This is a genomic window from Kitasatospora sp. NPDC058965, from assembly GCF_042741245.1.
Taxonomy (GTDB): Bacteria; Actinomycetota; Actinomycetes; order Streptomycetales; family Streptomycetaceae; genus Kitasatospora.
This window is the reverse complement of the sequence record NZ_JBHYKG010000004.1, coordinates 58,268-82,444: the sequence shown is the minus strand read 5'-3', so window position 1 is coordinate 82,444 and position 24,177 is coordinate 58,268. Positions and strand designations below refer to the sequence as shown.

Genomic DNA, 24,177 nt, shown 5'->3' with positions numbered 1-24,177 from the left:
CCCCCTTGGTCAGGGCCACGCTCATGACCACTCCTCCATGCCCGTCGGTGTTCTCCGCTCGCGAGAACGCGCGCCGGGCCCGCCGCGGTTCCCGGATCAGGGCGGCGGGGGCGGATCCCCCCGGCGGGCGGCCGGGACGGGCGCGGGGACGACCGCGGGGGCGACCGCGGGGACGGTCGGGGAGCCGGCCGCGGCGGCCGCCGCCGGGACCGCCGTCGCGCCGGCCGTCGGGACCGTCGTGGGGATGGCGGTCGGGCCGGTCGGCGGCGCGGCGCCCGGGCCGGCCGGCAGCAGCTCCCAGAGCGAGTCGGGGCGGCCGGGCAGGCAGCGCCCCTCGGCGCGCCAGGCGGCGGTCAGCTCCTCGTAGATCGGCGTGCCGCCGTCGCGCAGGATCGTTTCTGCGACCAGGACCTGCCGGGTGGCGGACCCCGTCAGAGGCATGGGCATCATCACCCCATTCCCAACGAGTGCGACCCGGTTCAGGGCACGCGCAGGGCGGCGCGCAGCCCGGCCGCGCTCCGGAAGTGGTGGGCCGTCATGCCCGCGGCGCGGGCCGCCTCGACGTTCTCGGCGGTGTCGTCGACGAACAGGCACCGGTGCGCGGGGGCGCCGGCCAGCTCGGCCGCCAGGCGGTAGACCCGCGGGTCGGGCTTGGCGAAGCCGACCCGGGCCGTGTTCAGCACCGCGTGCGGCAGCCGGTCCAGGCCCTGGCGGGCCAGGTCGGCCTCCAGCCGGGTGGTGGCGTTGGTGACCAGGACCACCCGCAGGGTGGCGCGCACCTGCTCCAGCAGCTCCGCCACCTGCTGGTCGATCCGGGGTGCCACCGCCGACCAGGAGGTCACGGCCGCGCGGGCCCCGGGGCCGTACCGCTCGGCCAGCTCGTCGGCCACCGCGGCCCGCCACTGCTCGTCGGTGACCAGGCCGGTGATCGCCGGGAGCAGTCGGGCGGGGGCGAACGCGGCGGCGGCCAGGGCGCCGGGCGGCAGGCCGTGCTGCCGGTCCAGGTCGGCGTGGCCGGGGGTGGGCCAGTGGCGCAGCACCCCGTCGAGGTCGCAGAGCAGGGCGTCGAAGTCCGGGTGGTCCATGGCGGGAACTGTGCCACGGGGCGGCCGGACCCGCTGGTCGTGCACCTGACGGGCAGTGAACTGTGCCGGTCGGGAACCGTTTTGTCGGTCCGAGATCCGATTGGTACAGACCACATGGGCGTTGCTGTGATAGAACCTCAGCTCGGTGGTCCGGGTGCTGACGATGTGTGGGGCCGGAGCGGGGAGCGGGCGGGATGGGTCTGACGGGGGTCGGGCGTCGGGTGCGCCGGCGCGGGCTGGTGCTGGCCGCGGTGGCGGTGAGCGTCCTGGTGGCCACGGCGGTGCTCGCCGCGGTGGCCGGACTGGCCCGCGCCGCCGCCACCGACGGGGTGCGCGAGCGGCTGGCCGCCGACCCCGGCCGCTCGGTGGAGCTGGACGCGCGGTGGGCCGCCGACGGGCTGCCGGCGGCCGACCGCGCCGTGCACGTGGCGCTGGTGCGGGCGCTGGCGGGCACCCCGTTCCGCACCGAGACGGCGCTGCGGGCCGCCGGCACCCTGGACCTGCCGCTGCCCGCCGCCGCCCGGAGCCGGGCCTCCGACACGGTGCTGCCCGGTCTGCCGCTGGCAGTGCCGGACCCGTCCCGGCTCGGCCGGCTGCGCTCCGGCGACTGGCCGACCGCCGGGGCGAGCGGGAACACGCTGCCGGTCGCGCTGCCCGAGGCGGCGGCGGACCGGCTCGGACTGACCGCGGGCGGGCAGGTGGACGTCCGCGACCCGGCCAGCGGCGGCACCCTCACCCTGCGGGTGACCGGCGTCTACCGCCCCGACCCGGCCGCCGCCGCGGTCTGGGCCGGCCTCGGTGGCGACGACCGCGCGGCCCCGGCGCTGCTGCTGGTCGACGGCCACCGGCTGACCGCGCTGCCCGCCTTCGCCCGGCGCACCCTGGCCGTCTGGCTCGCGCTGCCCGACACCGACCGGCTGAGCCTGCCCCAACTGGCCCGACTGCGCGACCGGGTGGCCGCCTTCGCGGCCGGCGACCCGGCCCGCTCGGTCTACCGCGGCAGCGCGCCCGCGCTGACCGACACCGCCGTGCACAGCGCGCTGCCCGGCGCGGTGGACGCGCAGGTGCTCCCGGCCCTGACCGCCCGGGCCGAGGTCGACGTGCCGCTCGCCCTGCTGGCCGTGCTGGCCGCCGTGGTGCTGGTGCTGACCGCCCGCCGACTGGCCGAGGCGGCCGCCGCCGAACAGGCGCTGCAGGTCTCCCGCGGCGCCGGCGGACTCCGGGTGCTCGGCGCGGCGGTCGGGGAGTGGGCGCTGGCCGCGGTGCCGGCGGCGGCGGCCGGGCTGCTGCTCGCCGGGCCACTGCTCGGCGCCGTGCTGCGGTCGGCCGGGGCGTCCCCGCCGGCCGGGGCTGCCGCGCCGGCGGCGGCCGGGCTGTGGTGGGCGGCCGGGTTCGCGCTGCTGGTGCACGGTGCGGCGCTGCTGCTGCCGCTGGCCCGGCAGGCGTTGGACCCCGGTGCCGAGCGCGCGCTGCGCCGCCGCCTCCCGCTGCGCCCCGGGCTGCAGCGGGCCGGCGCGGACCTCGCGCTGCTCGCGGTGGCGGTCCTCGGCTACCTCCAACTGCGGCACTACCGCAGCGTGGTGGCGGACAGTGCGAGCAGCGGGTTCGCAACGACGGTCGATCCGGTGCTGGTGCTGGCCCCGGTGGCGATGGCGGTGGCCGGTGCGGTGCTGCTGCTCCGGGTGCTGCCGCCGCTCGGGCGGCTGCTGGAACGGGCGGCCCGGCGCTCCCGCGGACTGGTGCTGCCGCTGGGCGGCTGGCGGTTGAGCCGGGACGGTGGCCGGCAGGCGGTGCCGGTGCTGGTCACCCTGCTGGCGGTGGCCTGCGCCGCGCTGGCGGCCGGGGTGCTGGGCGCGCTGCCGACCAGCGACCGGGACCGGGCGGCCTTCGCCGTCGGCGCCGACCTGCGGCTCACCGGGGTGGCCGGCCCGTCGGCCCAGCGGCACGCGGCCGTGGCCGCCCTGCCCGCGGTCGGCGCGGCCACCCCGGTGGCCGAGCGGTCGGGGTACGTGGGCAACACGGTGGTGCAGACGGTGGCCTTCAACACCGCCTCCGACACCCGGATCCCTTCGCTGCGAAGCGATCTGACGGACCGTCCGGTCGGTGGCGAGCTGGCCGGACAACCGGCGGAGGGACTGGCGGTGCCGGGCGAGCCGACCGCCCTGGACCTCACCGTGCGGGCCGGGGCGGACCAGGCGCTGCCGGACGGCGGGGCGCAGCTGGTGCTCTCGCTGCAGGACGCGGACGGACTGACCGACCAAGTGGTGGCCGCGCTGCCCGCCGACGGGGCGGAGCACCGGGTGACGGTCGACCTGACGGCGGCCGGACCGCGGCACTACCCGTTGCGGATCAGCCGGTTGGGGCTGCGGTTCCCGGTGGGGACGGCGCAGCGGACCACGCTGGAGCTGCACCTGACCCGGATCGAGGCGGTGGCCGGCGCGGGGCGGACCGCGCTGGCCCTGCCGCCCGGCCTGAGCTGGTTCCGCAGCGGCACCGTCTTCTCCACCCCCGAGGCGCTCGGCTGCCCGGGGACCGGCGCCGACCCGGCCCGGCTGCCGTTCACCGACAAGCCGCAGGACGACAAGGCCGGTGCCTGCAGCTGGTCGAGCGGCGGGGCGGACCTGCTGACCGCGGTGGCCCGGTCCCAGCTGCCCGGCTCGCCCTGGGCGGACGGCGGCACCGAACTGGACTTCGCGGTGCTGCCGGGGAGCGGGACCACGACGGCGCAGACCCCGGTGCTGTCCGGGCTGGCGGACCGGGCGCTGCTCGCCGGGCTCCACGCGAAGGTCGGCGACACCCTGTCACTGGACTGGGAGCACGGCCAGTCCGGGACCCAGCTGGTGCGGATCGCCGGTGTGCTGGACGCGGTGCCGGGCTACGACCCGGACCAGGGCCACCTGGTGCTCGACCTGCGGGCGCTGGCCGCCGCCGGCGCCGCGGCCGGGACACCGCCGCCGACCGACACGCACTGGTGGCTGCGCAGCGCGGACCCCGCGGCCCCGCTGGCCGCGCCCGACCCCGCCCGGTTCGGGACGGCGCAGAGCGCCCGGCAGGTGGCGGCCGCGCTGGCCCACGACCCGTTCCGGACGGGACTGCGGTGCGCCTGGCTGCTGGTGCTGGTGACGGCGCCGCTGTTCGCGGTGACGGCGCTGACCCTGCACGCGGTGGGCGCGGTGCGGGCGCGGCAGCGGGAGTTCGCGGTGCTGCGGGCGCTGGGCGTGCGGCGCGCGGAGCTGACCTCGCTGCTGCGCACCGAGCAGTTGGCGGTGACGGTGCTGCCCTCGCTGCTCGGCGGCGTGCTCGGGCTGGTGCTGGCGGCGGTCCTGCTGCCGCTGACCGTGCTGGACGACGGCTCGGGTCCGGTCTTCCCGACGCTGCTGACCGCGCCCGGGCGGCCGCCGGCGGTGCTGGCGGCACTGGTCGGCGGGGCGCTGCTGTCGGCCGCGGTGCTGGTGCTCACCCGGGTGCTGGGCCGGGTGGACCTGGTCCGGGCGCTGCGGGCGGGGGAGGACGGATGAGGGGCGTGGCGGGTCCGGACCACAGGGGGAGTCGACAGTGCTGACCGTGCGTCTGATCCGGCGCGAGGCGCGGACCGCCTGGCCGGTGGCGGTGGTGCTCGCGCTGCTCGCGGTGCTGCTGACCGTGGTGCCGCTGAGCTGGCCGCCGCGGTTCGACCGGCTGGCCGCGGGCTCGTTCGCCGACCGGGTGGCCGCGGCGCAGCAGTCCGGCCCGCTGCTGGCCGCGAGCTCGCAGACCGTCCCGCGGGTCGGCGACCTCGGCTTCGACCTGGTCCGGCGGGGCTCGCTCGACAAGGACCTGGCCTTCCTCGGCACGGCCGTCCGCGACCAGGCCGGCCCGCACCTGGCCGCCGCGCTCGGCAGTCCGACCGCCCGGGCCGAGACCCCGGCGGTCAGCGCGCTCGGCGACGGCCTGCCCGCGCCGTACGGGCGGCCGCCGCGGGTGAGCCTGGCCTACGCCCAACCGGTGCCCGGCGGAGCGCCGTTGGCGTACGTGCAGGGCCGGGCCCCGCAGCAGCCGGTGCCGGAGGACCCCGGCTCCGCCGCGCCGCCGACGCCGATCGAGGTGGCGGTCTCCGAAGCGACCCGGGACCAACTGAAACTGACGGTCGGTCAGACCTTCCGGCTGGCGGACACCGACTGGCGCACCCCGGTGGTGCTGGTGGGCGTCTTCCGGGCCGGCTCCGGCGGCGACCGGCTCTGGCAGCAGTTCCCGCTGCTCGCCGGCCCGCGCACGGTGGCCGCGCAGACCGGCCAGGAGCTGGACGGCACCCTGCTGACCACGTCCGGCGGCCTGGAGCAGGCGGAGCACCGCGGCACCGTGGTGCTCCAACTCGCCTGGGACTTCCCGGTGGCGATCGACCGCACCGGGCCCGCGGCCACCGGCCCGGCGCTGGCCGCGCTGCGCGCCGAGCTGGCCGGGCTGCACGCCGTGGACTCCAGCAAGCTGTGCGCCGGCCAGTTCGACGGCCAGTGCCAGCTCACCGGCCACGCCGTGCCGACCGTCCGGCTGACCGACGGGCTCACCGCGCAGCTGGACGAGTTCGCGGTCCGCCGCGGGCGCACCGAGCAACTGCAGAGCTTCGCGCTGGCCGGGCTGCTCACCGTGGTGGTGGCCACCGCGGTCGCCGCCGCCCGGCTCGGTGCCCGCCGGCGGGCCGGCGCCTTCGCGCTGCAACTGGCCCGCGGCGCCCGGTCGGGCGGGATCGCGGCCCGGCTGCTGGTCGAGGCGGCCGGGCCGGTCGGCCTCGGGGTGGCGGTCGGCCGGGTGCTGGCCGGGTGGCTCGCCCCGCCCGGTGCGGCGCTCGGGTCGGCGCTGCCGGTGCTGGTCGCGGCGGTGCTGGTGTGGTGCGCACCGGCGGCCGTGCTGCTCGCCACGGCCGGTCGGGGCCGACCGCCGGGCGGCGCGCGCCGACTGGTGCTGGACGGCCTGGTGCTGCTGCTGGCAGCCGCCGGCGTGGCGGCGCTGCGGGCCCGCGGCACCTTCACGGGCTCCGGCGTGGATCCCCAGCTGGCCCTGGTGCCCGGCCTGCTGGGCCTGGTCACGGTGGTGCTGCTGGTCCGGCTGCTGCCGCCGGTGCTGCTGCGCGCCGCCCGCTGGGCCGGGCGCGCCCCGGGACCGGTGCCGCTGGTGGCGCTGAGCCGGGCCGCCGCGCAGAGCGGCGCGTCGGCGCTGGCCCTGCTGGTGCTGGTGCTGGCGATGGCCGGCGGCGTCTTCGGCGGTCTGGTCTCCCGCACCCTGGCGGACAGCCGGGACCAGGTGGCCGACTGGCGCACCGGCGGCGCCCCGGTCGCCGTCGTCGGGCCGGTCGACCACCTGCCGCAGGAGCTGCCCGCGGTGGGCCGCCGGGTCCGCATCGTCGGCCTGTCCGGTGCGCTGACCTCACAGGACGACGGGACCAGCTACCCCGGGGCGCAGCTGGTCGGCCTGGACGGCGCCGCGCTGCGGGCGGCCGCCCCCGGCTCCGCACTGGCCCGGGCGCTGGCCGCCGCCGGCCCGGCCGCGGCGCCGACCGGAGCGGGCGGCCCGGACGGCGGCGAGCCCGTGCTGCCCGCGCTGGCCGACCCCGCGCTGGCGGCCCGGTTCCCGGACGGCAGCTTCGAGGTCGCCGCGCCCGGGATGCCGCACTTCCTGGTCCACCTGGTCGGGGCGCTGCCGGCCGACGCGCTGCGCGACCCGGTGCTCGGGCCGGTGCTCGGGAGCGGGCCGCGGTCGGGCCCGCTGCTGGTGCTGGACGGGCCGGCCGCCGACCGGCTGCCCGCGCAGCCCGGGCACCTGTCGGCCGAGCTGCTCTACGGGCCCGGGCTCGACCCGGCCGCGCTCCGCGCCGCCGTCCGGCAGGCGGGCCCGGTGGCGGGTGCCGTGCCGGTGCAGGTGCGCGACCGGGCCGGCGAACTGGCCGCGCTGCGCGGCGACGGGCTGATCCGCTCGCTGCAGCTCGGCTACCGGGTCGCCACCGGCCTGAGCCTGGTCCTGGCACTGCTGGCGCTCGCCCTGGAGCTGGTGCTCGGCGGCCCCGAGCGCGCCCGCACCACCTCGTACCTGCGCACCCTCGGGCTCGGCGGCCGGGCGGTGCTCGGCCTGCAACTGCTGCAGCTGCTGCCGGTGCTGGCCGCCGCGGCCGTCGGCGGCACCGTGCTCGGACTGCTGCTGCCCGGCGCGCTCGGCCCCGGACTGCGGCTCGGCCCGCTCACCGGCGGCCCGTTCGAGCCCGCCGCGCACATCGACTGGACGACCACCGCCGTGCTCGGCGGCGCGCTGACCGTGCTGGTGCTCACCGCGGCCGCGCTGGAGGCCGTCATCGCCCGCCGCCGGGGACTCGGCGCGGTGCTCCGACTGGGGGAGGCCCTGTGACTGCTGTGACCACCGACGGGCCGATGGTCCGCTGCGAGAACCTGGTGCGGATCTTCCGCACCGGCGGCACGGCCCGCGGCGGGGTGGAGGTGCAGGCCCTGCAGGGCCTCGACCTCACCGTGGCGCGGGGCGAGTTGACCGCGCTGGTCGGCGCCTCCGGCTCCGGCAAGTCCACCCTGCTCGGCATCCTGGCCGGCCTGGACACCCCCAGCGCGGGCACCGCCGAGGTGGCCGGCGCCGACCTCGGCGGGCTCGGCCGCCGGGCCCGGACCGAGTACCGCCGGCGGACCGTCGGGGTGATCCAGCAGCAGACCGCGCGCAACCTGCTGCCGTACCTGACGGCCCGGGAGAACGTCCAGCTGCCGATGGGCTACGTCCGCCTGCCGCGCCGCCGACGCGCGGCCCGGGCGGCGGAGCTGCTGGAGCTGATGGGCATCGCCGCGGCCGCCGACCGCACCCCGCAGGCGCTCTCCGGCGGCGAGCAGCAGCGGGTGGCGATCGCGGTGGCGCTGGCCAACGAGCCGCAACTGCTGCTGGCCGACGAGCCCACCGGCGAACTGGACTCCGCCACCTCGGCCGAGGTGTTCGGCGCGCTGCGCACCGCCAACCGCGAACTGGGCACCACCGTGCTGGTGGTGACGCACGACGCGCTGGTCGCCGAGCAGGTCCGCCGCACCGTGCGGATCCGCGACGGCCGCACCGCCACCGAGGTGCTGCGCAGCGAGGCCGACGCCGCCGACCGGGGGCCCGGCGCGGAGTACACCGTGCTGGACCGGGTCGGCCGGCTGCAGCTGCCGCGCGAGTTCACCGAGTCGCTGGGCCTGGCCGACCGGGTCCGGCTGGTGCTGGCGTCCGATCACGTCGAGGTCTGGCCGGACCGCCCGCGGACCCCCTGACGCCGGCTCACCACCCGTGCGGGATCCGCTCCAGCACCCCCGCCCCGAACACCTCGTACAGCGGCAGCGTCTCCAGGTGCACGTAGCCGATGTGGCAGTCGCAGGCGGTGAGCGGGCAGGGGCGGGGGGCCAGTGCGGCGCGGAACGAGTCGTCGTAGAGGTTGCCGAGGACCTCGCGGACGAAGTGGCAGCGGCGCACGGTGCCGTCGCCGTCGACCGACAGCACCGAGCTGCCGGTGCGGCAGGGCAGTCCGGCGCTGGGGTGCGGGTGGCGGCTGTAGGAGAAGAGCGGGTCCAGCTCGGCCCAGTCGGCCGCCTCGGCGTCGGTGTAGTCGCGGCCCTCGGCGGCGTTGACCCAGAGGTAGACCCCGGACGGCAGGTCGGCGCGCAGCCGGCGGGCGGCGGCGAGGTGCTCGGGCTGTCCGACCACGCCCACGCTGTGGCGCACGCCGAGCTCGGCCAGCCGGCGGCTCTTGGCGAGGAAGCGCTCGTGGCCGACTTGACCGGGGTGGTAGGTGGTCCACAGGGCGAGGGTGTCGAGGTCGGCCTCGGCCAGCCACTCGGTGCGGCAGCTGAGGTTGGTCTGGATCGCCACCCGCCGCACCTGCGGCAGCCGGCTGAGCCGGACCATGGTGTCGCGGTACCAGGACCGGACCAGGCCCTCGCCCCAGGGGGTGAAGAGCACCGAGACGGTGTCCCCGGTCGCCGTCACCCAGGCCTCGAACCGGGCCAGCGCCGCCCGGTCGGCGCGCAGCTGGGCCGCGCTGTCGCGCCGCTTGGCGAACGGGCAGTACGGGCAGTCGTAGTCGCAGGAGGCGAGCGGGCCGCGGTAGAGCAGGGTCAGGTCCACGGCCGGCCTCACCGCGCCAGGTACGTGGCCATCAGGGCCCGCACCTCGTCGGAGAACAGGGCCGGACCGACCGCGTCCGAGTGGGCCAGCCCCTCCGGGGTGAGCCGCAGCCGCCCGGCGCCGACCGTCAGCCGACCGGCGACCGGGGCTGCGGCGAGGTCGGCGGCGAAGTCCTCGGTGGCCTCGGTGCCGAAGCGGCGCCGGTAGTCGGCCAGGTCCAGGCCCTCGGCCTGGAGCAGGGACTGGACCAGGTGCCGGCGGCGCGCTTCCGCCGGGACCATCTCGTGCCCGAACTGGGCCCGGGTGAAGTCGGTGGTGGTGACGTAGTCGTCGATGATGGAGCGCACGTCCGAGGCACCGACCGCGTAGTCGAACGAGTAGTGCAGCCCGGAGGTGTACGAGCGCGCCCCGCAGCCCAGCCCGACCATGCCGTCGGTCTGGCAGCTGTACTCGGCGCTCCCGGCCTGCGGCGCGTCCGCCCGGCGGAACATCCGCATCGAGACCTGCTGGTAGCCCAGCGCCAGCAGGTGGTCGCGGCCGGCCCGGTACAGGCGCAGCCGCTGGGCGTCCCAGCCGGCCGGGGAGTCCTCGGCGGTCCGCCGGGCCAGGCCGGTGAGCGGGCGCACGTAGAGCGGGTAGAGGTAGAGCTCCTCCGGCCGCCAGGCCAGCGCCGCGTCGAGCGAGCGCAGCCAGCTCCGCTCGGTCTGCCCGTCGATGCCGTAGATCAGGTCGATGTTGAGCACCGGGAAGCCCGCCGCGCGGATCCGGTCGAGCGCGGCCTCCACCGCGGCGCGCTTCTGCGGCCGGACCGCGGAGCGCGCCTCCTCGTCCAGGAAGGACTGCACGCCCAGGCTGAGCCGGGTGGTGCCGCGCTCGGCCAGCACCCGCAGCCGGTCGGCGGTGGCGGTGTCGGGCGAGGCCTCCACCGAGAGCGGGACGGCGCGCAGGTCCACGCCCATCCGCTGCTCGGCGATGTCGCACAGCCGCTCCAGCTCGGCGGCGGTCAGGTAGGTCGGGGTGCCGCCGCCGAAGGCCGCCAGCGCGAACCGGGCCCCGGGGGCCAGCGCCTCGCGCACGGTGGCGGCCTGGCGCTCCAGGGCGTCCAGGTAGACCGTGGTCAGGCCCTCCGGGCTGCCGATCCGGGTGAACAGGTTGCAGAACCCGCAGCGCACCTCGCAGAACGGGATGTGCAGGTAGAGCGAGAGCGCGTGCTGCGGCTCGCCGGCCCAGACCTCGCGCAGCGCCGGGCGCGGGTCCAGCGGGCGGTAGGCGGTCTTGTGCGGGTAGGCGTAGACGTACGACTCGTAGGGCGTCGTCGGCGTCGTGGTGGTCATCGGGTGCCGGCCTCCTCGGTCGCGGGGACGTCCTGGGTCGCGGGGACGGTGAAGTGCGCGTACGGCACGGTCCAGACGGTCTCGTGGCCGATCCGGTGGCCGGTGTACCCGTCCTCGCCGTAGGCCGTCCCGTGGTCCGAGCAGACGATCGCGAAGCACGGCAGCCGCCGGCTCACCGCGCGCAGCAGGCGGGGGAGGTGCCGGTCGACGTACTCCAGCGCCGCCGCGTGGCTGGCCCGGCTGTCGCCGTCGGCGCGGGTGGCGCCGGGCAGGTGGAACCAGTTGGGCTGGTGCAGCGCGGAGACGTTCAGCAGCAGGAAGAGCGGCCGGTCCGCGGGCTGTTCGGCGGCGACCCGTTCGGCGCAGGCGACCTGGGCCTCGAACGAGGTCGCCGAGGGTACCCCGAACTCGGGCTCCCAGTAGCTCTCCTGGAACAGTCCGGGGAGCACCGAACCGAGCGGGCCCTGCTTGTTGAAGAAGCCGACGCCGCCGATGCAGACCGTGCGGTAGCCGACGGCGGCCAGCGCCGAGGGCAGGTCGGGGGTGTCGAAGACCCAGGTGCGCGGCTCGGTGGTCTCCGAGCCCGCGAACCGGGCGGCGAACAGCCGCGGGTGCGGACCGTCCGGTTCGGCCGGGGTGGGCAGGAAGCCGGCCAGCATCGCCTGGTGGGCGGCGTAGGTGAAGCTGCCGGGCGTGTGCCGCCGTTCCCAGCGCCCGCCGGGCAGCAGCGCGGCCAGGTGCGGGATCCGGCCGGCCGCGGCCAGCTCCTGCGCGACGTCGTGGCGCAGCGTGTCCAGGGTCAGCAGCAGCAGGTGGTGGCTGCCGACGACGGCGTTCATGTCGGGTATCTGATGGTGCGTCACGGTGCGTCGTTCCTGGGAGCAGTGGTGGTCGTTCGACGGAGCAGGGCGGCGACCTGCGCCTGATGGGTGTCCAGCCCCTCGGCCGGGCCGCCGGGCAGTCCGGTCAGCCCGGGCAGCAGGTCGCCGAAGGCGTTGACCTCGCCGACGTGGAAGCGCTGCCAACCGGTGGCCGGCAGCAGGTCCACGCCGACCATCGGGGAGTGCGGGAAGCAGGCGGCGGCCCGCTCGCAGACCGCCAGCAGCTCGGGCCAGCGCGGGCCCGCCGCGGCGACGGCGGCCCCCAGGTCGCCCCGGGCGCCGCCCAGGTGCAGGTTGGTCATCGGGCTGCGGCTGGTCCGCACCACGGCGTGGGTGGCCCGGCCCGCGACCACCACCACCCGGAGGTCGGCGGCCCGGCCGTGCTGCGCGGCCTTCGGGATCCAGCGCTCGACCTGCAGGCCGTCCGGCGCCAGGCGGTCGACGATCGCGGCGACCTCCCGCTCGTCCCGGTAGCGGCGCACCCGGAGCGAGTTGTGCAGCACGCCGGCGGTCAGCTCGACCGAGGTGGTGGCCTGCAGCCGGCCGTGCGGGCCGAACTCCAGCGCCAGCACCCCGCTGGCGGACGAGGCGTGTGCCGGCTTGACGAAGACCCGGCGCAGCCCGGCCGCGGCCAGGCGCTCGCGCAGGTCCGCCCAGCCGAGCAGCGGGCCCGCCGACTGGTCCAGCGCGGCGGGGACCGGGACCCGGGCGGCGGTGAGGATCCGGTGGGTGGCCCGCTTGTCGAACATGGCGGCGATCTCGGCCGGGTCGCCGAGCAGCTCCGCGCCCGGCGTCGCGCGGACGGCCGCCGCGAGCCGGTCGAGCGCCCCGGTCACCCCCCGGTACCAGGCCGCGGTGCCCTCCACCCGGGTCGGCGCGTAGCCGACGCCGAGCGCCGGGCCGCGCAGCAGCCGGTCGACCTCCTCGTCCTCGCCGGGGGAGTCGACCCGCACCAGGGTGCCGGGGGCCGGCCGGACGTCGCCGCGCAGCAGGTCCCGCCAGGGCAGCACGGTGGGCTCGGGCAGCCCGGCGGCCCGCGCGGCGGCGGCGAACAGGGTGAGGCGCCGGTTCCCCGGGATGCCGACCACCGTGAGGTGACGGGGGATCACCAGCTCCCCTACTCGGAGTTGGCGACGTAGCGCCAGTCGTCGGTCGGCCGCTCGTGCTCCGACAGGTCGACCTCGACCCCGGGCAGCGCCGCGACGATCCGGTCGACCACGGGATCGGTCAGGAAGTGGTGGTGCAGGTCGAGGCGGCGCAGGTGGGTGAGCGGCTGACCGTCCAGCAGGGCGGTGGCGCCCCGGTCGGTCAGGATGCCCATGGCCAGGCTGAGACTCTCCAGCCGGGCGACCACCGGCGCGCCCGCGACGGCCGCGGCGATCTCGTCCTGCAACTCGCTGTTCTCCAGGCCGAGGTGGCGCAGCGCGGGCAGCCGGGTGCCGTCCAGGAACGGCGCGAGGTCGGCCACGGTCGCGTCACCGCCGTACTCGGAGACGCCGAGCCACAGCTCCAGTCGCTCCAGCGCCGGGAAGTCGCTCGCGCCGACGGCCCGGACCACCTCGGCCGGCAGCCCGCCCGCCTCGAAGCGCAGCGCGCGCAGCTGCTCGTGCCGCACCGGGCGCAGCGCCAGCCCCTCCTTGCCGTCGTAGTCGCCGGAGGCGCCGCGCACCACCAGCTCCTCCAGGCGCGGGAAGGCCTCCAGCACCGGGGTGACGTCGGTCAGCTGCAGCCAGGAGATCTCGCACTGCTCGAAGGTCACGTCACCGAGGAACAGGGCGCGCAGGTTGGGCAGCCGGTCGGCGGCGGCCGTGACGGCGGCGAGCGCCTCGGTGAGGGGGCAGTAGTCGTCGGTGAACCAGGGGCCGATGACCACGGCGCGGACCTGCTCGGTGTCCACCCGCGCCAGGAAGTCGGCCCAGACCTCGGGGAACTCCCGCTCCGCGTCGTAGTGCAGGCCCACCCGCCAGGCGACCGCGTCGGCGGCGGGGAGGGGGCGCGCGGCGGCGGGCGCGACCTCGTCCCCGTCCGCGTCCGCGGTGTCCGGATCGTCAAGGTCGGCCACGTCGTCCAGGTCGTCGTCCTCGTCCTCGGGGAACAGGTCGAAGACCGGGAGCCGGTGGAAGTGGGTCAGGTGCTCGCTGATCGCCACGGCGCTTCTCCTCGTGATGGTGTGACAGGGACCGGTGTACCAGGGCCGACGGACAGCGACGGCGACGGCGACAGCGACGGCGCCGGCGGCCGCGACGGCCGCGGGGCCGCGCGGGCCCCGCCCGCTCCGCGGCCCCCGCACTCCCCGGTGCTACTCGGCGAACGCGACGTAGCGCCAGATCTCGCCGTCGTCCTCGTCGGCCTCCTGCGGCTCGGCCAGGTCGAGCTCGACCCCGGGCAGGGCCGCGCGCAGCCGCTCCGCCATCGCGTCGGTCAGGAAGTGGTGGTGCAGGTCGAGGCGGTGCAGGTGGGTGAGCGGCTGACCGTCCAGCAGGGCGGCGGCGCCCTCGTCGGTGAGCGTGCCGAAGGCGAGGCTCAGGCTCTCCAAGCGGGCCACCACCGGTGCGCCGGCCAGCGCGGTGGCGATCTCGTCCTGCACCTCGCTGTCCTCCAGCCCCAGGTGACGCAGCTTCGGGAACAGCTGCCCGGAGAGCAGCGGCGCCAGGTCCGGTGCGGCGATGTCGCCGCCGTAGTCGCCCACGCCCAGCCACAGGTCCAGGGAGGCCAGTTCGGGCAGCTCGCTGCCCAGCACGCCGTCCAGGACGGCGCGCGGCAGCCCGCCGGACTCGAAGCGCAGGGTGTGCAGGGCCCGGTGCTGCACCGGGCCGAACCGGTCCGCGCCGCGGGCACCGAGGACTTCGAGGCGCGGGTACGCCTCGGCCACCCGGGTCAGGTCGCAGAGCTGGATGTAGGCGAGGTCGGACTCCTCGCGGACCAGGTCGCCGAAGAAGACCGCACGCAGGTCGGGCAGCCGGTCCGCCGCGTCCACCAGCAGCTCGGCGATCCGCGTGGCGGGGACCTCGAAGTACTCCGACCACGCACCGATCACCAGCGCCTGCACCCGCGGGGCGTCGACGGTCTGCAGGAACCGCTCCCACTTCTCCTCGAAGCTCTCCAGCAGCGAGCGGTTGTAGCGGTGGTCCCACACCACGTCCACCGCCAGTCGCCAGGCCGCGCCGGCGGCGTCCGGCAGCGGCCGGCGGTCCTTCGGGCTGGGGAAGGCGACCACCGGCAGTCCGTGGAACTCCTGCAGATGCTCTTCGACGCTCATGCCTGCCCGCTCCCGCGCTGTCCGGCTGCTGTGGTCGGACATTCCTATCAGCAGATCGGGTGGCCGTGAGCAGCAGATCGCCGGCCCGCTGCCGGATCCCGCCCGGCGGACCGTACTCCGCTTCCGGCGCGCTGTCGGCCCCGCGCTGTCGACCCCCGCTCGCTGTCGACCCCCGCTCGCTGTCGGACCCCGCCCCGCTGTCGGACCCCGCGCCTAGCGTTCGGTACGACGGCGCGGGCGTTCGGCCCGCCGCGGAGGAGGATGCCGTGTACCGCCAGGGTGATGTGCTGATCGTCCCGGTCCCCGAGGAGACCGCCCCCGGGGCGGACCGCGGGCTGACCAAGCAGCCGCGCGACGTCCGGGGCCGGCTGGTGCTCGCCCTCGGCGAGGTGACCGGCCACGCCCACGCGGTGCTCGGCCCCGGCGACCTGCTGCGCGAGCCCGGTCCGTTCGCCACCGCCTGGCTGCACCTGCCGGAGGGCGGGCGGGTGGTGCACGAGGAGCACGCCGCGATCGCCCTGCCGAAGGGCTGGTACCGGGTGGTGCGCCAGCGCGAGTACCTGCCCGGCGCCGTCCGGGTGGTGGCGGACTGACGGTCCGCCGGCAGCGCAGCAGTCCGTCCGAGAACCAGGAGACCGAAGTGACGACGCACCGGCAGACCGGCCCCCGCACCCCCGCCGAGGCGGCCCAGTACTGGCGCCGGGCCTCGGTGGACACCGACCCCGCCGACCGCGCGACGGCTGAGCGCGCCGTCCGGGCCGCCTACCGCGCGGCCGGGCTGGCCGAACCCACCGCCCTGGTCTGGTTCGACTCGCCGCTGCAGGCCGCACTCGCCGCGCTGCTGCTCACCGGCGGCGCCGAGGCGTTGGCCGGCTGCCCGGCCTGGGCGCAGACCGAGCCGCTGCTGGCCCGGGTCGCGGAGCGGTTGGCGGCCGGTGCCGTACCGCCGGTGGCCGGGAGCGCCGGACCGAGCGTGCGCGAGGCGGTGCGGACCCGACCCTGGGAGCAGGCCCGCCGGCGCACCCACGAGCGCCTCGGTGCCCTCGGCTGGGCCGGGCTCTGGTCGTTGACGGGTGGTGAACTCTGGCCCGCCGGGCAGGCGCTGACCGGCCGGATCCGCGACGCGGTGGCCGAACGGCTGCACGGTGCGGGCGAGTTGGCCGCGGTCGAGGAGGAGCTGCGGGAGGTCGGCGAGCACGACCGGGCGGAGGAGCTGCGCGAGCGGACCGCCGGCGCGGTCGGTGCCGTCCGGCTGGCGCTGCTGGACGCGGTGCTCGGCCAGCAGGACGCCCCGTGGCTGGCCGCGTTCGACGCCGCGGGGGAGCTGGACGAGGCGCTGGCCCCGGTCGCCGACGTGGCCCGCAGCGCCGGCTGGTGGTGGCCCTACGCGCGGGTCGCGCTGCTCTGCGAGCGGCCCGGCGAACTGCACCGCGACGAGGCCGGCCGGCTGGACCGCGCGGACGGCCCCGCGCTCGCCTACCCCGACGCCTTCGCGCTGTACGCCTGGCGCGGCATGCCGGTCCCCGCCGACTTCCTGGCCACCCTGGGCACCCTCACCCCCGAGCGGATCCGCGACGAGGAGAACGCCGAGCTGCGCCGGGTCATGCTGGAGCACTACGGCTACGACCGCTACCTGGCCGACTCCGGCGCCGAACCGCTGCACCGGGACGAGACCGGCGTCCTGTGGCGGATCCAGCTCCCGGACGACGAACCGGTGGTGATGGTCGAGGTGGTCAACTCCACCCCCGAGCCGGACGGCAGCTCCCGCACCTACTGGCTGCGCGTGCCGCCGGCCACCCGCACCGCCCGGGCCGGCGTGGCCTGGACCTTCGGCCTGACGGAGGAGCAGTACCGCCCGCAGCGCGAGACATGACGGAACGTCATGCCGCGGCGCTGCCGGGAGCCCTGATGCGGCACTAGCATGCGGGCATGCGATCCGGCACGGGGGAACGGGACGGGACGGCGCTGTGGGACGTCGCCTGCCCGCAGCGGTCGAGCCGGGTGGCCGGGGTCCGGATGGCCGGGTTCCGCGACCGGGGCGCGGCACCGATCGACCTGCGGGTGATCCCGCAGCCCACGGTGGTGCTGGCGCTGCAGTTCGGCGCCGGCGCGCCCGTGGTGGACGACGCCGCCGGGCGTCGGCACCGGGGGAGCGTGGTCGCCGGGCTCGGCGCCGGCGGCCGGGGCGCGGTCCGGGTGCGGGGCGCCGACCTGGCGGTCCTGCAGGTGCGGCTCTCCCCGGTGGTGGTCCGCGCGGTGCTGGGCGTCCCCCCGGCCGAGCTGGACGGCGCCGTGGTGGCGCTCGACGAGCTGTGGGGCCGGGAGGCGGCGCGGGTCTGCGAGCAGCTGGCCGAGGCCCCCTCCTGGGAGCACCGCTTCGCCCTGGTGGAGGCGCTGCTCGCCCACCGGTGCGCCGCCGCCCCACCCGTGGACCCGGAGGTGGCCCGGGCCTGGCAGCGGATCGTGGTCGGCCGCGGCGCCGTGCGGGTCGACGGGCTGGCGGCCGAGGTCGGGTGGAGCCGCAAGCGCCTCTGGTCCCGGTTCCAGGCGCAGGTCGGCCTGCCGCCCAAGCGCGCCGCGAACCTGGTCCGCTTCGACCACGCGGTGCACCGCTTGGTCGCGGGGGAGCCCGCCGCCCGGGTCGCGGCGGAGAGCGGCTTCGCGGACCAGTCCCACCTGCACCGCGACGTGGTGGCGCTGGCCGGGACGACCCCGGCGACGGTGGCCGGCTCGCCGTGGCTGGCCGTGGACCGGATCGCCTGGTCCGGTCGGTGAGCCGGGCAGGGGCCCGGTCCGCGTCCGGACAGGTCCGCGCGCCGACCGGTGTCCGCGCCGACGGGTATCCGCGCCGACCGGTGTCCGCGCCGACCGGAACATTTCTCCAATACCGCGGCCGGTCCGGCTTGTGACGCTGCAGGCATGTCCACGAACCTCTCTGACGTCCAGTCAGTTCTGATCGACCGGCCCCGCTACGGGGTCGACGCGCCGGGCTTCCCGGCCGTCACCGGCGCCGCCGGCGTCGCCTGCTGTCTCGCCGCCGCCCGGTGGCGCCCGGGCCGGACCGGTACGGCGGCGCTGGGAACGGCCCTGCTCGCCTCCACCGGCGTCTACCTGCACACCACGCTGCGCGGCAAACTGCGGCTCTGGGACCGGGAGCTGGACCGGCTCGGCCTGACCGGCGACGAGCACCTGCTCGACCTGGGCTGCGGTCGCGGCGCGGTGCTGGTCGCCGCGGCTACGCGGTTGCCGGCGGGGCGCGCGCACGGTGCGGACCTCTGGTCCGGGACGGACCAGAGCGGCAATCACCGCGGCGCCACGCTCGCGAACGCCGCCGCGGCCGGGGTCGCCGACCGGGTCGAGGTGCACACGGCGGACATGACCGCGCTGCCGTTCGCGGACGCCTCCTTCGACGTCGTGACCAGCGCGCTGGCCATCCACAACATCCCGTCGGCCGAGGGCCGCCGCCGTGCGGTGACCGAGGCGATGCGGGTGCTGCGCCCCGGCGGGCAACTGCTCGTCGCGGACTTCTGGTGGATGGCCAGGAGGTACGCCGCACAGCTCGGACAGGGCACGCTGCGCCCGCTCGGAGCCGGGTACTGGTACGGCGGTCCGTGGTTCGCGGTCTCGCTGCTGCACGTCGTGAAGGAGCACGGGCCGGCGGGGGAGCAGCCGTGCTGACCGGTCGTCACCCCGCGTCGGGTGCCGTGCGCACGTCCGGCGTCCGCCGCAGGTCCGGTACCGGTCGCGCGCCCGGGGCCGGGCCGACCGGCGGCACCCGGGCCGGCCGCCGGACGATGTCCGCCCTCGCGCGCTGGTGCTACCGGCGCCGCTTCGTGGTGATCGCCGCCTGGGCGGCCCTGCTGGTCGCGCTGGCGCTGCTCTCCCGGGCGGCGCCCACGGCGTACGACAACTCGCTGGTGCTGCCCGGGACGGGCTCGGGCAGCGCCCAGCAGCTGCTGCAGAGTTCCGCGCCCGACCGGGCGGGCGACGTCGACCAGATCGTCTGGCGGGTGAGCGCGGGCCGGGTCACCGATCCGGCCGTCGAGCAGCGGATGTCGGCGATGCTCGCGCAGGTGGCGCGGCTGCCCGCCGTCGCCTCGGTGACCGGCCCCTACCGGCCGGGCGGCGAGGCCGGGGTGAGCGCGGACGGGCGGACCGGGTACGCCACCGTGACCTTCACCGACCAGGCGGACAACCTGGCCCACGCCGACGTCGACCGGGTGATCACGGTCGCGACCGCCGCCCGCGCGCCGGGCCTGGCGGTCGAGTTGGGCGGCAAGGCGATCGCGGGCGCCGAGGAGACGCCCGCCTCGAACGCCTCGCTGGTCGGCATCGTCGCGGCCGCCGTCATCCTGCTGGTCGCGTTCGGCTCGGTGCTCGCGATGGCGCTGCCGATCGTGACCGCGGTGGCGGGGGTGGGCAGCGGACTGCTGCTGATGGCCCCGCTCAGCCGGGTGATGCCGGTGAACGGGATCGCGCCGATCCTCGGCGCGTTGATCGGCCTCGGCGTCGGGGTGGACTACGCGCTGTTCATCGTGACCAGGCACCGCCGTGGACTGCGGGCCGGACTGGACCCCGAGGCGGCGGCGGTGCGGGCGCTCGACACCGCCGGCCGGGCCGTCCTGTTCGCCGGCGGCACGGTGTGCATCGCGCTGCTCGGCCTGCTCACCGTCGGCCTGCGGTTCATCGACGGGCTGGCGGTGCCGGCGGTGGTCACCGTGGTCTGCACCGTGCTGGCGGCCGTCACGCTGCTGCCCGCGCTGCTCGGCGTGCTCGGCCCGCGGGTGCTGAGCCGCCGGCAGCGCCGGGCGGTGCAGGCCGGCGAGCCGGACCGGACGGAGCGGGGGACCGGGTGGTGGGCGCGCTGGACCCGCGCCGTGCCGCGGTTCGCCGCCGTGTTCGCCCCGCTCGGGCTGGCCGTGGTGCTGGCGGTGTCCGCCCCCGTGCTGCAGCTGCGGCTGGGGTTCGCCGACGCGTCCAACGACCCCGCGTCCACCCACACCCACCAGGCGTACGAGATGCTCGCCGACGGCTTCGGGCCGGGCTTCAACGGCCCGCTGCTGCTGGTCGCCCAGACCCGGTCCGCGGCGGACCGGGCCGCACTCGACCGGCTCGACCGGGCGCTCGCCGCGGTGCCGGGGGTGGCGGCCGTGCAGACCGCGCCCGGGCAGGGGGCGGCCGACGCGTCATCGGCCGACCCGTCGACCGCCGGCACGTCGTCGGCCGGCACGTCGTCGGGCGGCACCCCATCCGCCGGCACCCCAACCGCCGGCACGTCAGCGGCCGACGCCTCGGCCACCGGCGCGGCGGTCGAGGTGACCGAGGTCCTGCCCGCCACCGCGCCCGAGGACCCGGCCACCTCCGCCCTGATCGACCGGCTGCGCGGCACCGTCGTCCCGGCCTACACGCAGGGCACCACGCTGCGGGTCTACGTGGGCGGCCTGACGGCCACGTTCGACGACTTCGCCGCGGTGACCGGCGCCAAGCTGCCCTGGCTGCTCGTCACCGTGGTGGGGTTCGGCTTCCTGCTGCTGATGGTCGCCTTCCGCAGCCTGCTGATCCCCGCGGTCACCGCCGTGCTCAACCTGCTGGCGGCCGCCGCCTCGTTCGGCGTGCTGACCGCGTTCTTCCAGTGGGGCTGGGGCACCCGGGCGTTCGGCCTCGGTGCGCCCAGCCCGGTCGAGGGGTACCTGCCCGAGCTGGTGCTGGCGGTGCTGTTCGGCCTGTCGATGGACTACCAGGTGTTCCTGGTCAGCCGGATGGCCGAGGAGTGGGCCCACACCCGCGACAACGCCCGGGCGGTGCTCGCCGGGGTGACCGACACCGCCCGGGTGATCACCGCCGCCGCACTGATCATGATCGCCGTCTTCACCGCGTTCGTGCTGACCGGTCAGCGCAGCATCGCCGAGTTCGGCGTCGGCCTGGCCGCCGCCGTGGCGCTGGACGCCTTCGTGCTGCGCACGGTGCTGGTCCCGGCCGTGATGCAGCTGTGCGGCCGCGCCAACTGGTGGCTGCCGCCCTGGCTGGACCGCCGCCTGCCGCACCTGACGGTCGAGCCGCCGGCGGCGGAGCAACCCGACCGGGTGCCGGGTCCCGCGCTCGTCTAGGGCCGGGCGGTGCGGGTACGCGCGTCTCGCGGCGCCGTCCCGCACCGCCCGGTCACCGTCCCGCGCCGCGCGTTCGTCGGCGGAGCCGCCCGGCGGAACCGGTTGGGTCGATCCCTCGTCCACTAGCATGATCGGTTGCTTGAACCGGCCGACCGCTTCAGGGGGAAACATGTCGATATCTGTCCATCCGCCGACGCTCAGTCAGGCCGCCACGCAGGTCGGCACGACCGCGGCCGGCGTCGACCAGAAGGCGCAGACCGGCATGCAGTCCAGCGCCACCGCCGCCGCCGGCAACCCCGGTTTCGCGACCGCCACCGCGCTCACCGGCTGCGCAGCCGCCTGGCAGACCCACCTGCAGCAGCTCGCGGCCGGCCTGAACGCCACCGCCGACGCGCTCGGACAGACCGCGGACAACTACGTCCAGACCGAGACCGCGCTGGCCGGCAACTTCCACCACGCCGCCAACGGCCTGCTGCAGGGCCAGGGGGCGAACTGACGTGGCCGACGCAGCCGCGGCCGGCGGCGGCTCCCCGAGCACGGGGATCACGCTCGACGAGCTCAAGAACGCCAAGCCCGCCCTCTGGACCACCGCCGCCGGCGACTGGGCCGCGATGGCCAAGCACTGCTGGGAGGCCTCCACGGAGGTGCGCCACCAGGCGACCCAGAAGATCGCGCCCGTCTGGAGCAGCAGTGTCGACACCCTCGCCCAGGCGAAGATGACGGCCCAGGCGGACGCGCTGGAGGCCGCCTACGACGAGATGCGCGGCGTGGTCGCGGTCCTGGACGGCGCCGCGGAGGCCTTCGAGGTCGCCCAGCGCTCGCTCACCACGGCGCTCTCCTTCGCCGACCAGAACAACATGACCGTCGCGGCCGACGGCACCGTCACCAGCCAGACGCTGCGGATGCCGCACGCCCACAACCTGCTGGACCCGGGCGACATCCAGCAGATCAACCAGCAGGTGAGCCAGACCTCCTGGCTGGTCCGGCAGGCCCTCGCCGACGCGAACAAGGCCGACGCCGCAGCCGCCGCGGCGCTGAACCGGCTGGCCGGCCAGGTGAACGTGACGAACCCGAGCACCGCCCTCGACAACGTGCAGAAGGACGCGGCGCCGCTCGAAGTGACCCTGATCGCCGGCACCGTCCCGCCGCCCGGCACCGACCCCGCGCTGGTCGCCGCCTGGTGGAACGGCCTCACCCCCGAGCAGCAGCAGCAACTCCAGCTCGCCGTCCCGGCCTCGCTCGCCCACCTGGACGGCATCCCCACCGCCGTCCAGCAGCAACTCATCGGCACCGACGGAAAGTTCGACCGGTCGAAGTTCATCCAGTGGGCGATGGACAACTGGGACAACACCGACCTCGACACCTTCGACAACAACTGCACCAACTTCACCTCCGACGCGCTGCACGCGGCCGGACTCGCCTACAAGAACGACGGCGACGGCACCTTCGGCGACAACAACTGGTTCAAGGGCGCCCAGGTCGGCAGTTGGGGCGGCCCGGTGACCAACTGGATCGACGCGCACGACCACAGCCACACCAGGAGCTGGGCGCTGGCCGGCGGCCTGCACGACTTCCTGCTCAACAACGGCAGCACCACGGTCCCGCTCTCCCAGGCCCGCCCCGGCGACATCATCTTCCTGCAGCAGGCCGGTCCCGGCCCCAACGCCGCGGTCGGGGACATCCACCACGCCTGCATCATCACCTCGATCACCCCCGACGGCGACGTGCACTACACCCAGCACACCAACAGCTACCTCAACGCCAGCCTCAACACCCGGCTGCCGTCGGAGCTGCAGGAAGAGGGCCAGCAGAACGTCGTCGTCGTCCGCGTCCAACCCAACTGGTGAGGCAGGCGCCGTGACCGTTCCCCCCACCCGCCGCTCCGCGCGGGCCGTCCTCTGCTCGGTGGTGCTCAGCCTGGCCGCGCTGGGCGCCGGCGTGCTCGCGCACCTCACCTACCAGGCGCACCGGCCGGACTACGAGCGGGACATCCACTGCGCCCCGATCCCGCTCCCGGACGGCCTGGTGACGTACACCTGGCTCGCGGTCGGCCTCGCGGTGGCGGCCGTGGCCCCGCTGGCCTGGCTCGCCACCCGCCGCGCACGGCGCACCGCGCGCCCGCACCGCGGCGCCGTGCCGGTGGCCGTGCTGCTGCTGGTCGTCGCGGCGGTCGGCGGGGTGGCGCCCGGTGTGGCGGACGTGAGCTACATGCACCGGATGAACGCGGGGATGTTCCCGGGCTCGGACCTGTGCGGTGGGTGACCGGGAGGGGCCGGACGACGTGACGGAGACAGAGGTGACTCAGGTGGACATCGCCGGAGGGCGCGAGGGGCGCGAGGCGAGTGAGGGGCCGCAGGGGCGCGTCTCCCGTCGGCGCCTGCTGCGGATCGGCGCGGGCGTGGTGGGCGGCGGCGCGGTGCTCGGGGCCGCCGCCGGGGGCGGCATGCTGGCCGGTTGGCTGCCCGGCGGGGTGCCGTTGAAGCGGGCGCTGGGGCTCACCGGCACCGACGGCACGGTCCCCGACGCGGCACCGGGCCCGGTCCGGGTCGACCAGGTCCGCTCGGCGGCCCGCAGCCGCGAGGTCACGATGGTGACCATGCTGCCCCCGGGGACGACGGCGAGCAGCGCGCTGCCGGTCTGCGTGCTGCTGCACGGCCGCGGGAGCGACGCGCGCGGCATGATCACGATCGGTACGCCGCAGTTCCTGGCCGCCGCGGTCGGGTCCGGCCTGCCGCCGTTCGCCGTCGTCGCCCTCGACGGCGGCGACGCCACCTACTGGCACCAGCGCGCCGCGGGCGACGGCGACGACCCGCAGGCCATGCTCGCCGACGAACTCCCCGGCTGGCTGCAGGCCCGCGGCCTGTCCGCCCCGCGCGCCGCCATGGGCATCTCCATGGGCGGCTCCGGTGCCCTCCAGTACGCCGTCGCCCGTACCCGGGCCGGCCACCCGCTGGCCGCGGCCGCCCTGCTCAGCCCCGCCCTCTTCCGCAGCTGGCCCGACGCCCGCACCACCGGTGGCTACGCCGACCAGGCGGACTGGCAGGCCCACGAGCCCACGCTCCACCTCGACCAGCTGCGCCTCGGCTCGCTGGGCGTCTGGTGCGGCCAGGAGGACCCGTTCTGCCCGGCCGCCCGGTGGACCGCCGAGCAGGCGCGAGCCGCCACGGCCCGGTTCCCCGACGGCGAGCACACGGACGGCTTCTGGCGGCGCGTCATGCCGGAGGCGATGACGCTGGTGGGGCACGCGCTGGCGGGAGCGGGCTGAGCGGGTTGGGCGGGCCGGGTGGGCCGGGTGGGCTGAGCGGGGTTGGGCGGGCTGAGCGGGAGTAGCGGGCTTACGAACCAACTTCCCTACCGTCATACCGTCGCGTTATCGTCAGTTTCCAGGCAGGC

Annotated in this window: 20 protein-coding genes; 12 read left to right on the top strand and 8 right to left on the bottom strand. The window is 76.8% G+C overall.

The window, feature by feature from the left end:
• Nucleotides 1-96: 96 nt before the first annotated feature.
• Together ACFW1A_RS01735 and ACFW1A_RS01730 are read right to left on the bottom strand one after the other, a co-directional pair.
• Nucleotides 97-441 carry a hypothetical protein gene (locus tag ACFW1A_RS01735; protein ID WP_380402287.1) on the bottom strand — a complete coding sequence of 115 codons (345 nt, stop codon included), beginning with the start codon at nucleotides 439-441 and terminating at the stop codon, nucleotides 97-99.
• 38 nt (nucleotides 442-479) lie between these two features.
• Complete coding sequence (locus ACFW1A_RS01730) at nucleotides 480-1,085, bottom strand: HAD family hydrolase (RefSeq protein ID WP_380402284.1); 606 nt, start codon at nucleotides 1,083-1,085, stop codon at nucleotides 480-482.
• Between the two features lie 194 nt (nucleotides 1,086-1,279).
• Here ACFW1A_RS01730 and ACFW1A_RS01725 point away from each other — a divergent pair, with 194 nt between their 5' ends.
• From ACFW1A_RS01725 to ACFW1A_RS01715, 3 genes are read left to right on the top strand one after another with little or no spacing between them, the layout of a single operon-like run.
• Nucleotides 1,280-4,603: an FtsX-like permease family protein gene (locus ACFW1A_RS01725; RefSeq protein ID WP_380402281.1), complete on the top strand. Its 3,324-nt coding sequence runs from the start codon at nucleotides 1,280-1,282 to the stop codon at nucleotides 4,601-4,603.
• A 37-nt stretch (nucleotides 4,604-4,640) separates the two neighbouring features.
• The gene (locus ACFW1A_RS01720) at nucleotides 4,641-7,457 is read left to right on the top strand and encodes a hypothetical protein (RefSeq protein ID WP_380402278.1); all 2,817 of its coding nucleotides are present in this window, start codon (nucleotides 4,641-4,643) and stop codon (nucleotides 7,455-7,457) included.
• A gap of 23 nt (nucleotides 7,458-7,480) precedes the next feature.
• Entirely contained in the window at nucleotides 7,481-8,353 is an 873-nt protein-coding gene (locus ACFW1A_RS01715; protein WP_380402314.1) for an ATP-binding cassette domain-containing protein, read from the top strand.
• 7 nt (nucleotides 8,354-8,360) lie between these two features.
• On the opposite strand, the gene ACFW1A_RS01710 is transcribed toward ACFW1A_RS01715, so the two are convergent.
• The 6 genes from ACFW1A_RS01710 to ACFW1A_RS01685 form a co-directional block, all read right to left on the bottom strand.
• Nucleotides 8,361-9,203 carry an STM4011 family radical SAM protein gene (locus ACFW1A_RS01710; protein WP_380402275.1) on the bottom strand — a complete coding sequence of 281 codons (843 nt, stop codon included), beginning with the start codon at nucleotides 9,201-9,203 and terminating at the stop codon, nucleotides 8,361-8,363.
• An 8-nt stretch (nucleotides 9,204-9,211) separates the two neighbouring features.
• A complete protein-coding gene (locus tag ACFW1A_RS01705) occupies nucleotides 9,212-10,537 on the bottom strand; it encodes an STM4012 family radical SAM protein (RefSeq protein ID WP_380402272.1) in 1,326 nt (441 codons plus the stop codon).
• Complete coding sequence (locus ACFW1A_RS01700) at nucleotides 10,534-11,376, bottom strand: STM4013/SEN3800 family hydrolase (protein WP_380402311.1); 843 nt, start codon at nucleotides 11,374-11,376, stop codon at nucleotides 10,534-10,536. The genes ACFW1A_RS01705 and ACFW1A_RS01700 overlap by 4 nt, the downstream gene beginning before the upstream one ends.
• A gap of 20 nt (nucleotides 11,377-11,396) precedes the next feature.
• Nucleotides 11,397-12,527 (bottom strand): STM4014 family protein, encoded by a 1,131-nt coding sequence (locus ACFW1A_RS01695; protein WP_380402269.1) that lies wholly within the window; start codon nucleotides 12,525-12,527, stop codon nucleotides 11,397-11,399.
• Nucleotides 12,528-12,535: 8 nt separating this feature from the next.
• Nucleotides 12,536-13,567 carry an STM4015 family protein gene (locus ACFW1A_RS01690; RefSeq protein ID WP_380402267.1) on the bottom strand — a complete coding sequence of 344 codons (1,032 nt, stop codon included), beginning with the start codon at nucleotides 13,565-13,567 and terminating at the stop codon, nucleotides 12,536-12,538.
• Nucleotides 13,568-13,717: 150 nt separating this feature from the next.
• Nucleotides 13,718-14,677, bottom strand: coding sequence for an STM4015 family protein (locus tag ACFW1A_RS01685; RefSeq protein WP_380402264.1), 960 nt, complete (start codon nucleotides 14,675-14,677; stop codon nucleotides 13,718-13,720).
• 266 nt (nucleotides 14,678-14,943) lie between these two features.
• On the opposite strand from ACFW1A_RS01685, the gene ACFW1A_RS01680 reads away from it, so the two are divergent.
• The 9 genes from ACFW1A_RS01680 (at nucleotide 14,944) to ACFW1A_RS01640 (ending at nucleotide 24,049) form a co-directional block, all read left to right on the top strand.
• Nucleotides 14,944-15,270: a hypothetical protein gene (locus ACFW1A_RS01680; RefSeq protein ID WP_380402261.1), complete on the top strand. Its 327-nt coding sequence runs from the start codon at nucleotides 14,944-14,946 to the stop codon at nucleotides 15,268-15,270.
• Nucleotides 15,271-15,386: 116 nt separating this feature from the next.
• A complete protein-coding gene (locus ACFW1A_RS01675) occupies nucleotides 15,387-16,550 on the top strand; it encodes a DUF6745 domain-containing protein (RefSeq protein ID WP_380402308.1) in 1,164 nt (387 codons plus the stop codon).
• Nucleotides 16,551-16,606: 56 nt separating this feature from the next.
• Complete coding sequence (locus tag ACFW1A_RS01670; RefSeq protein ID WP_380402258.1) at nucleotides 16,607-17,452, top strand: helix-turn-helix domain-containing protein; 846 nt, start codon at nucleotides 16,607-16,609, stop codon at nucleotides 17,450-17,452.
• Nucleotides 17,453-17,596: 144 nt separating this feature from the next.
• Nucleotides 17,597-18,355: a class I SAM-dependent methyltransferase gene (locus tag ACFW1A_RS01665; protein ID WP_380402255.1), complete on the top strand. Its 759-nt coding sequence runs from the start codon at nucleotides 17,597-17,599 to the stop codon at nucleotides 18,353-18,355.
• 116 nt (nucleotides 18,356-18,471) lie between these two features.
• Nucleotides 18,472-20,784, top strand: a complete 2,313-nt coding sequence (locus ACFW1A_RS01660) for an MMPL family transporter (protein ID WP_380402252.1) — start codon at nucleotides 18,472-18,474, stop codon at nucleotides 20,782-20,784.
• Nucleotides 20,785-20,953: 169 nt separating this feature from the next.
• Entirely contained in the window at nucleotides 20,954-21,280 is a 327-nt protein-coding gene (locus ACFW1A_RS01655; RefSeq protein WP_380402249.1) for a WXG100 family type VII secretion target, read from the top strand.
• 1 nt (nucleotide 21,281) lies between these two features.
• On the top strand, nucleotides 21,282-22,631 hold the full coding sequence (locus ACFW1A_RS01650) for an amidase domain-containing protein (RefSeq protein ID WP_380402246.1): 1,350 nt from the start codon (nucleotides 21,282-21,284) through the stop codon (nucleotides 22,629-22,631).
• 10 nt (nucleotides 22,632-22,641) lie between these two features.
• The gene (locus ACFW1A_RS01645) at nucleotides 22,642-23,046 is read left to right on the top strand and encodes a hypothetical protein (protein ID WP_380402243.1); all 405 of its coding nucleotides are present in this window, start codon (nucleotides 22,642-22,644) and stop codon (nucleotides 23,044-23,046) included.
• 43 nt (nucleotides 23,047-23,089) lie between these two features.
• Nucleotides 23,090-24,049: an alpha/beta hydrolase gene (locus tag ACFW1A_RS01640; protein WP_380402240.1), complete on the top strand. Its 960-nt coding sequence runs from the start codon at nucleotides 23,090-23,092 to the stop codon at nucleotides 24,047-24,049.
• Nucleotides 24,050-24,177: the final 128 nt, after the last annotated feature.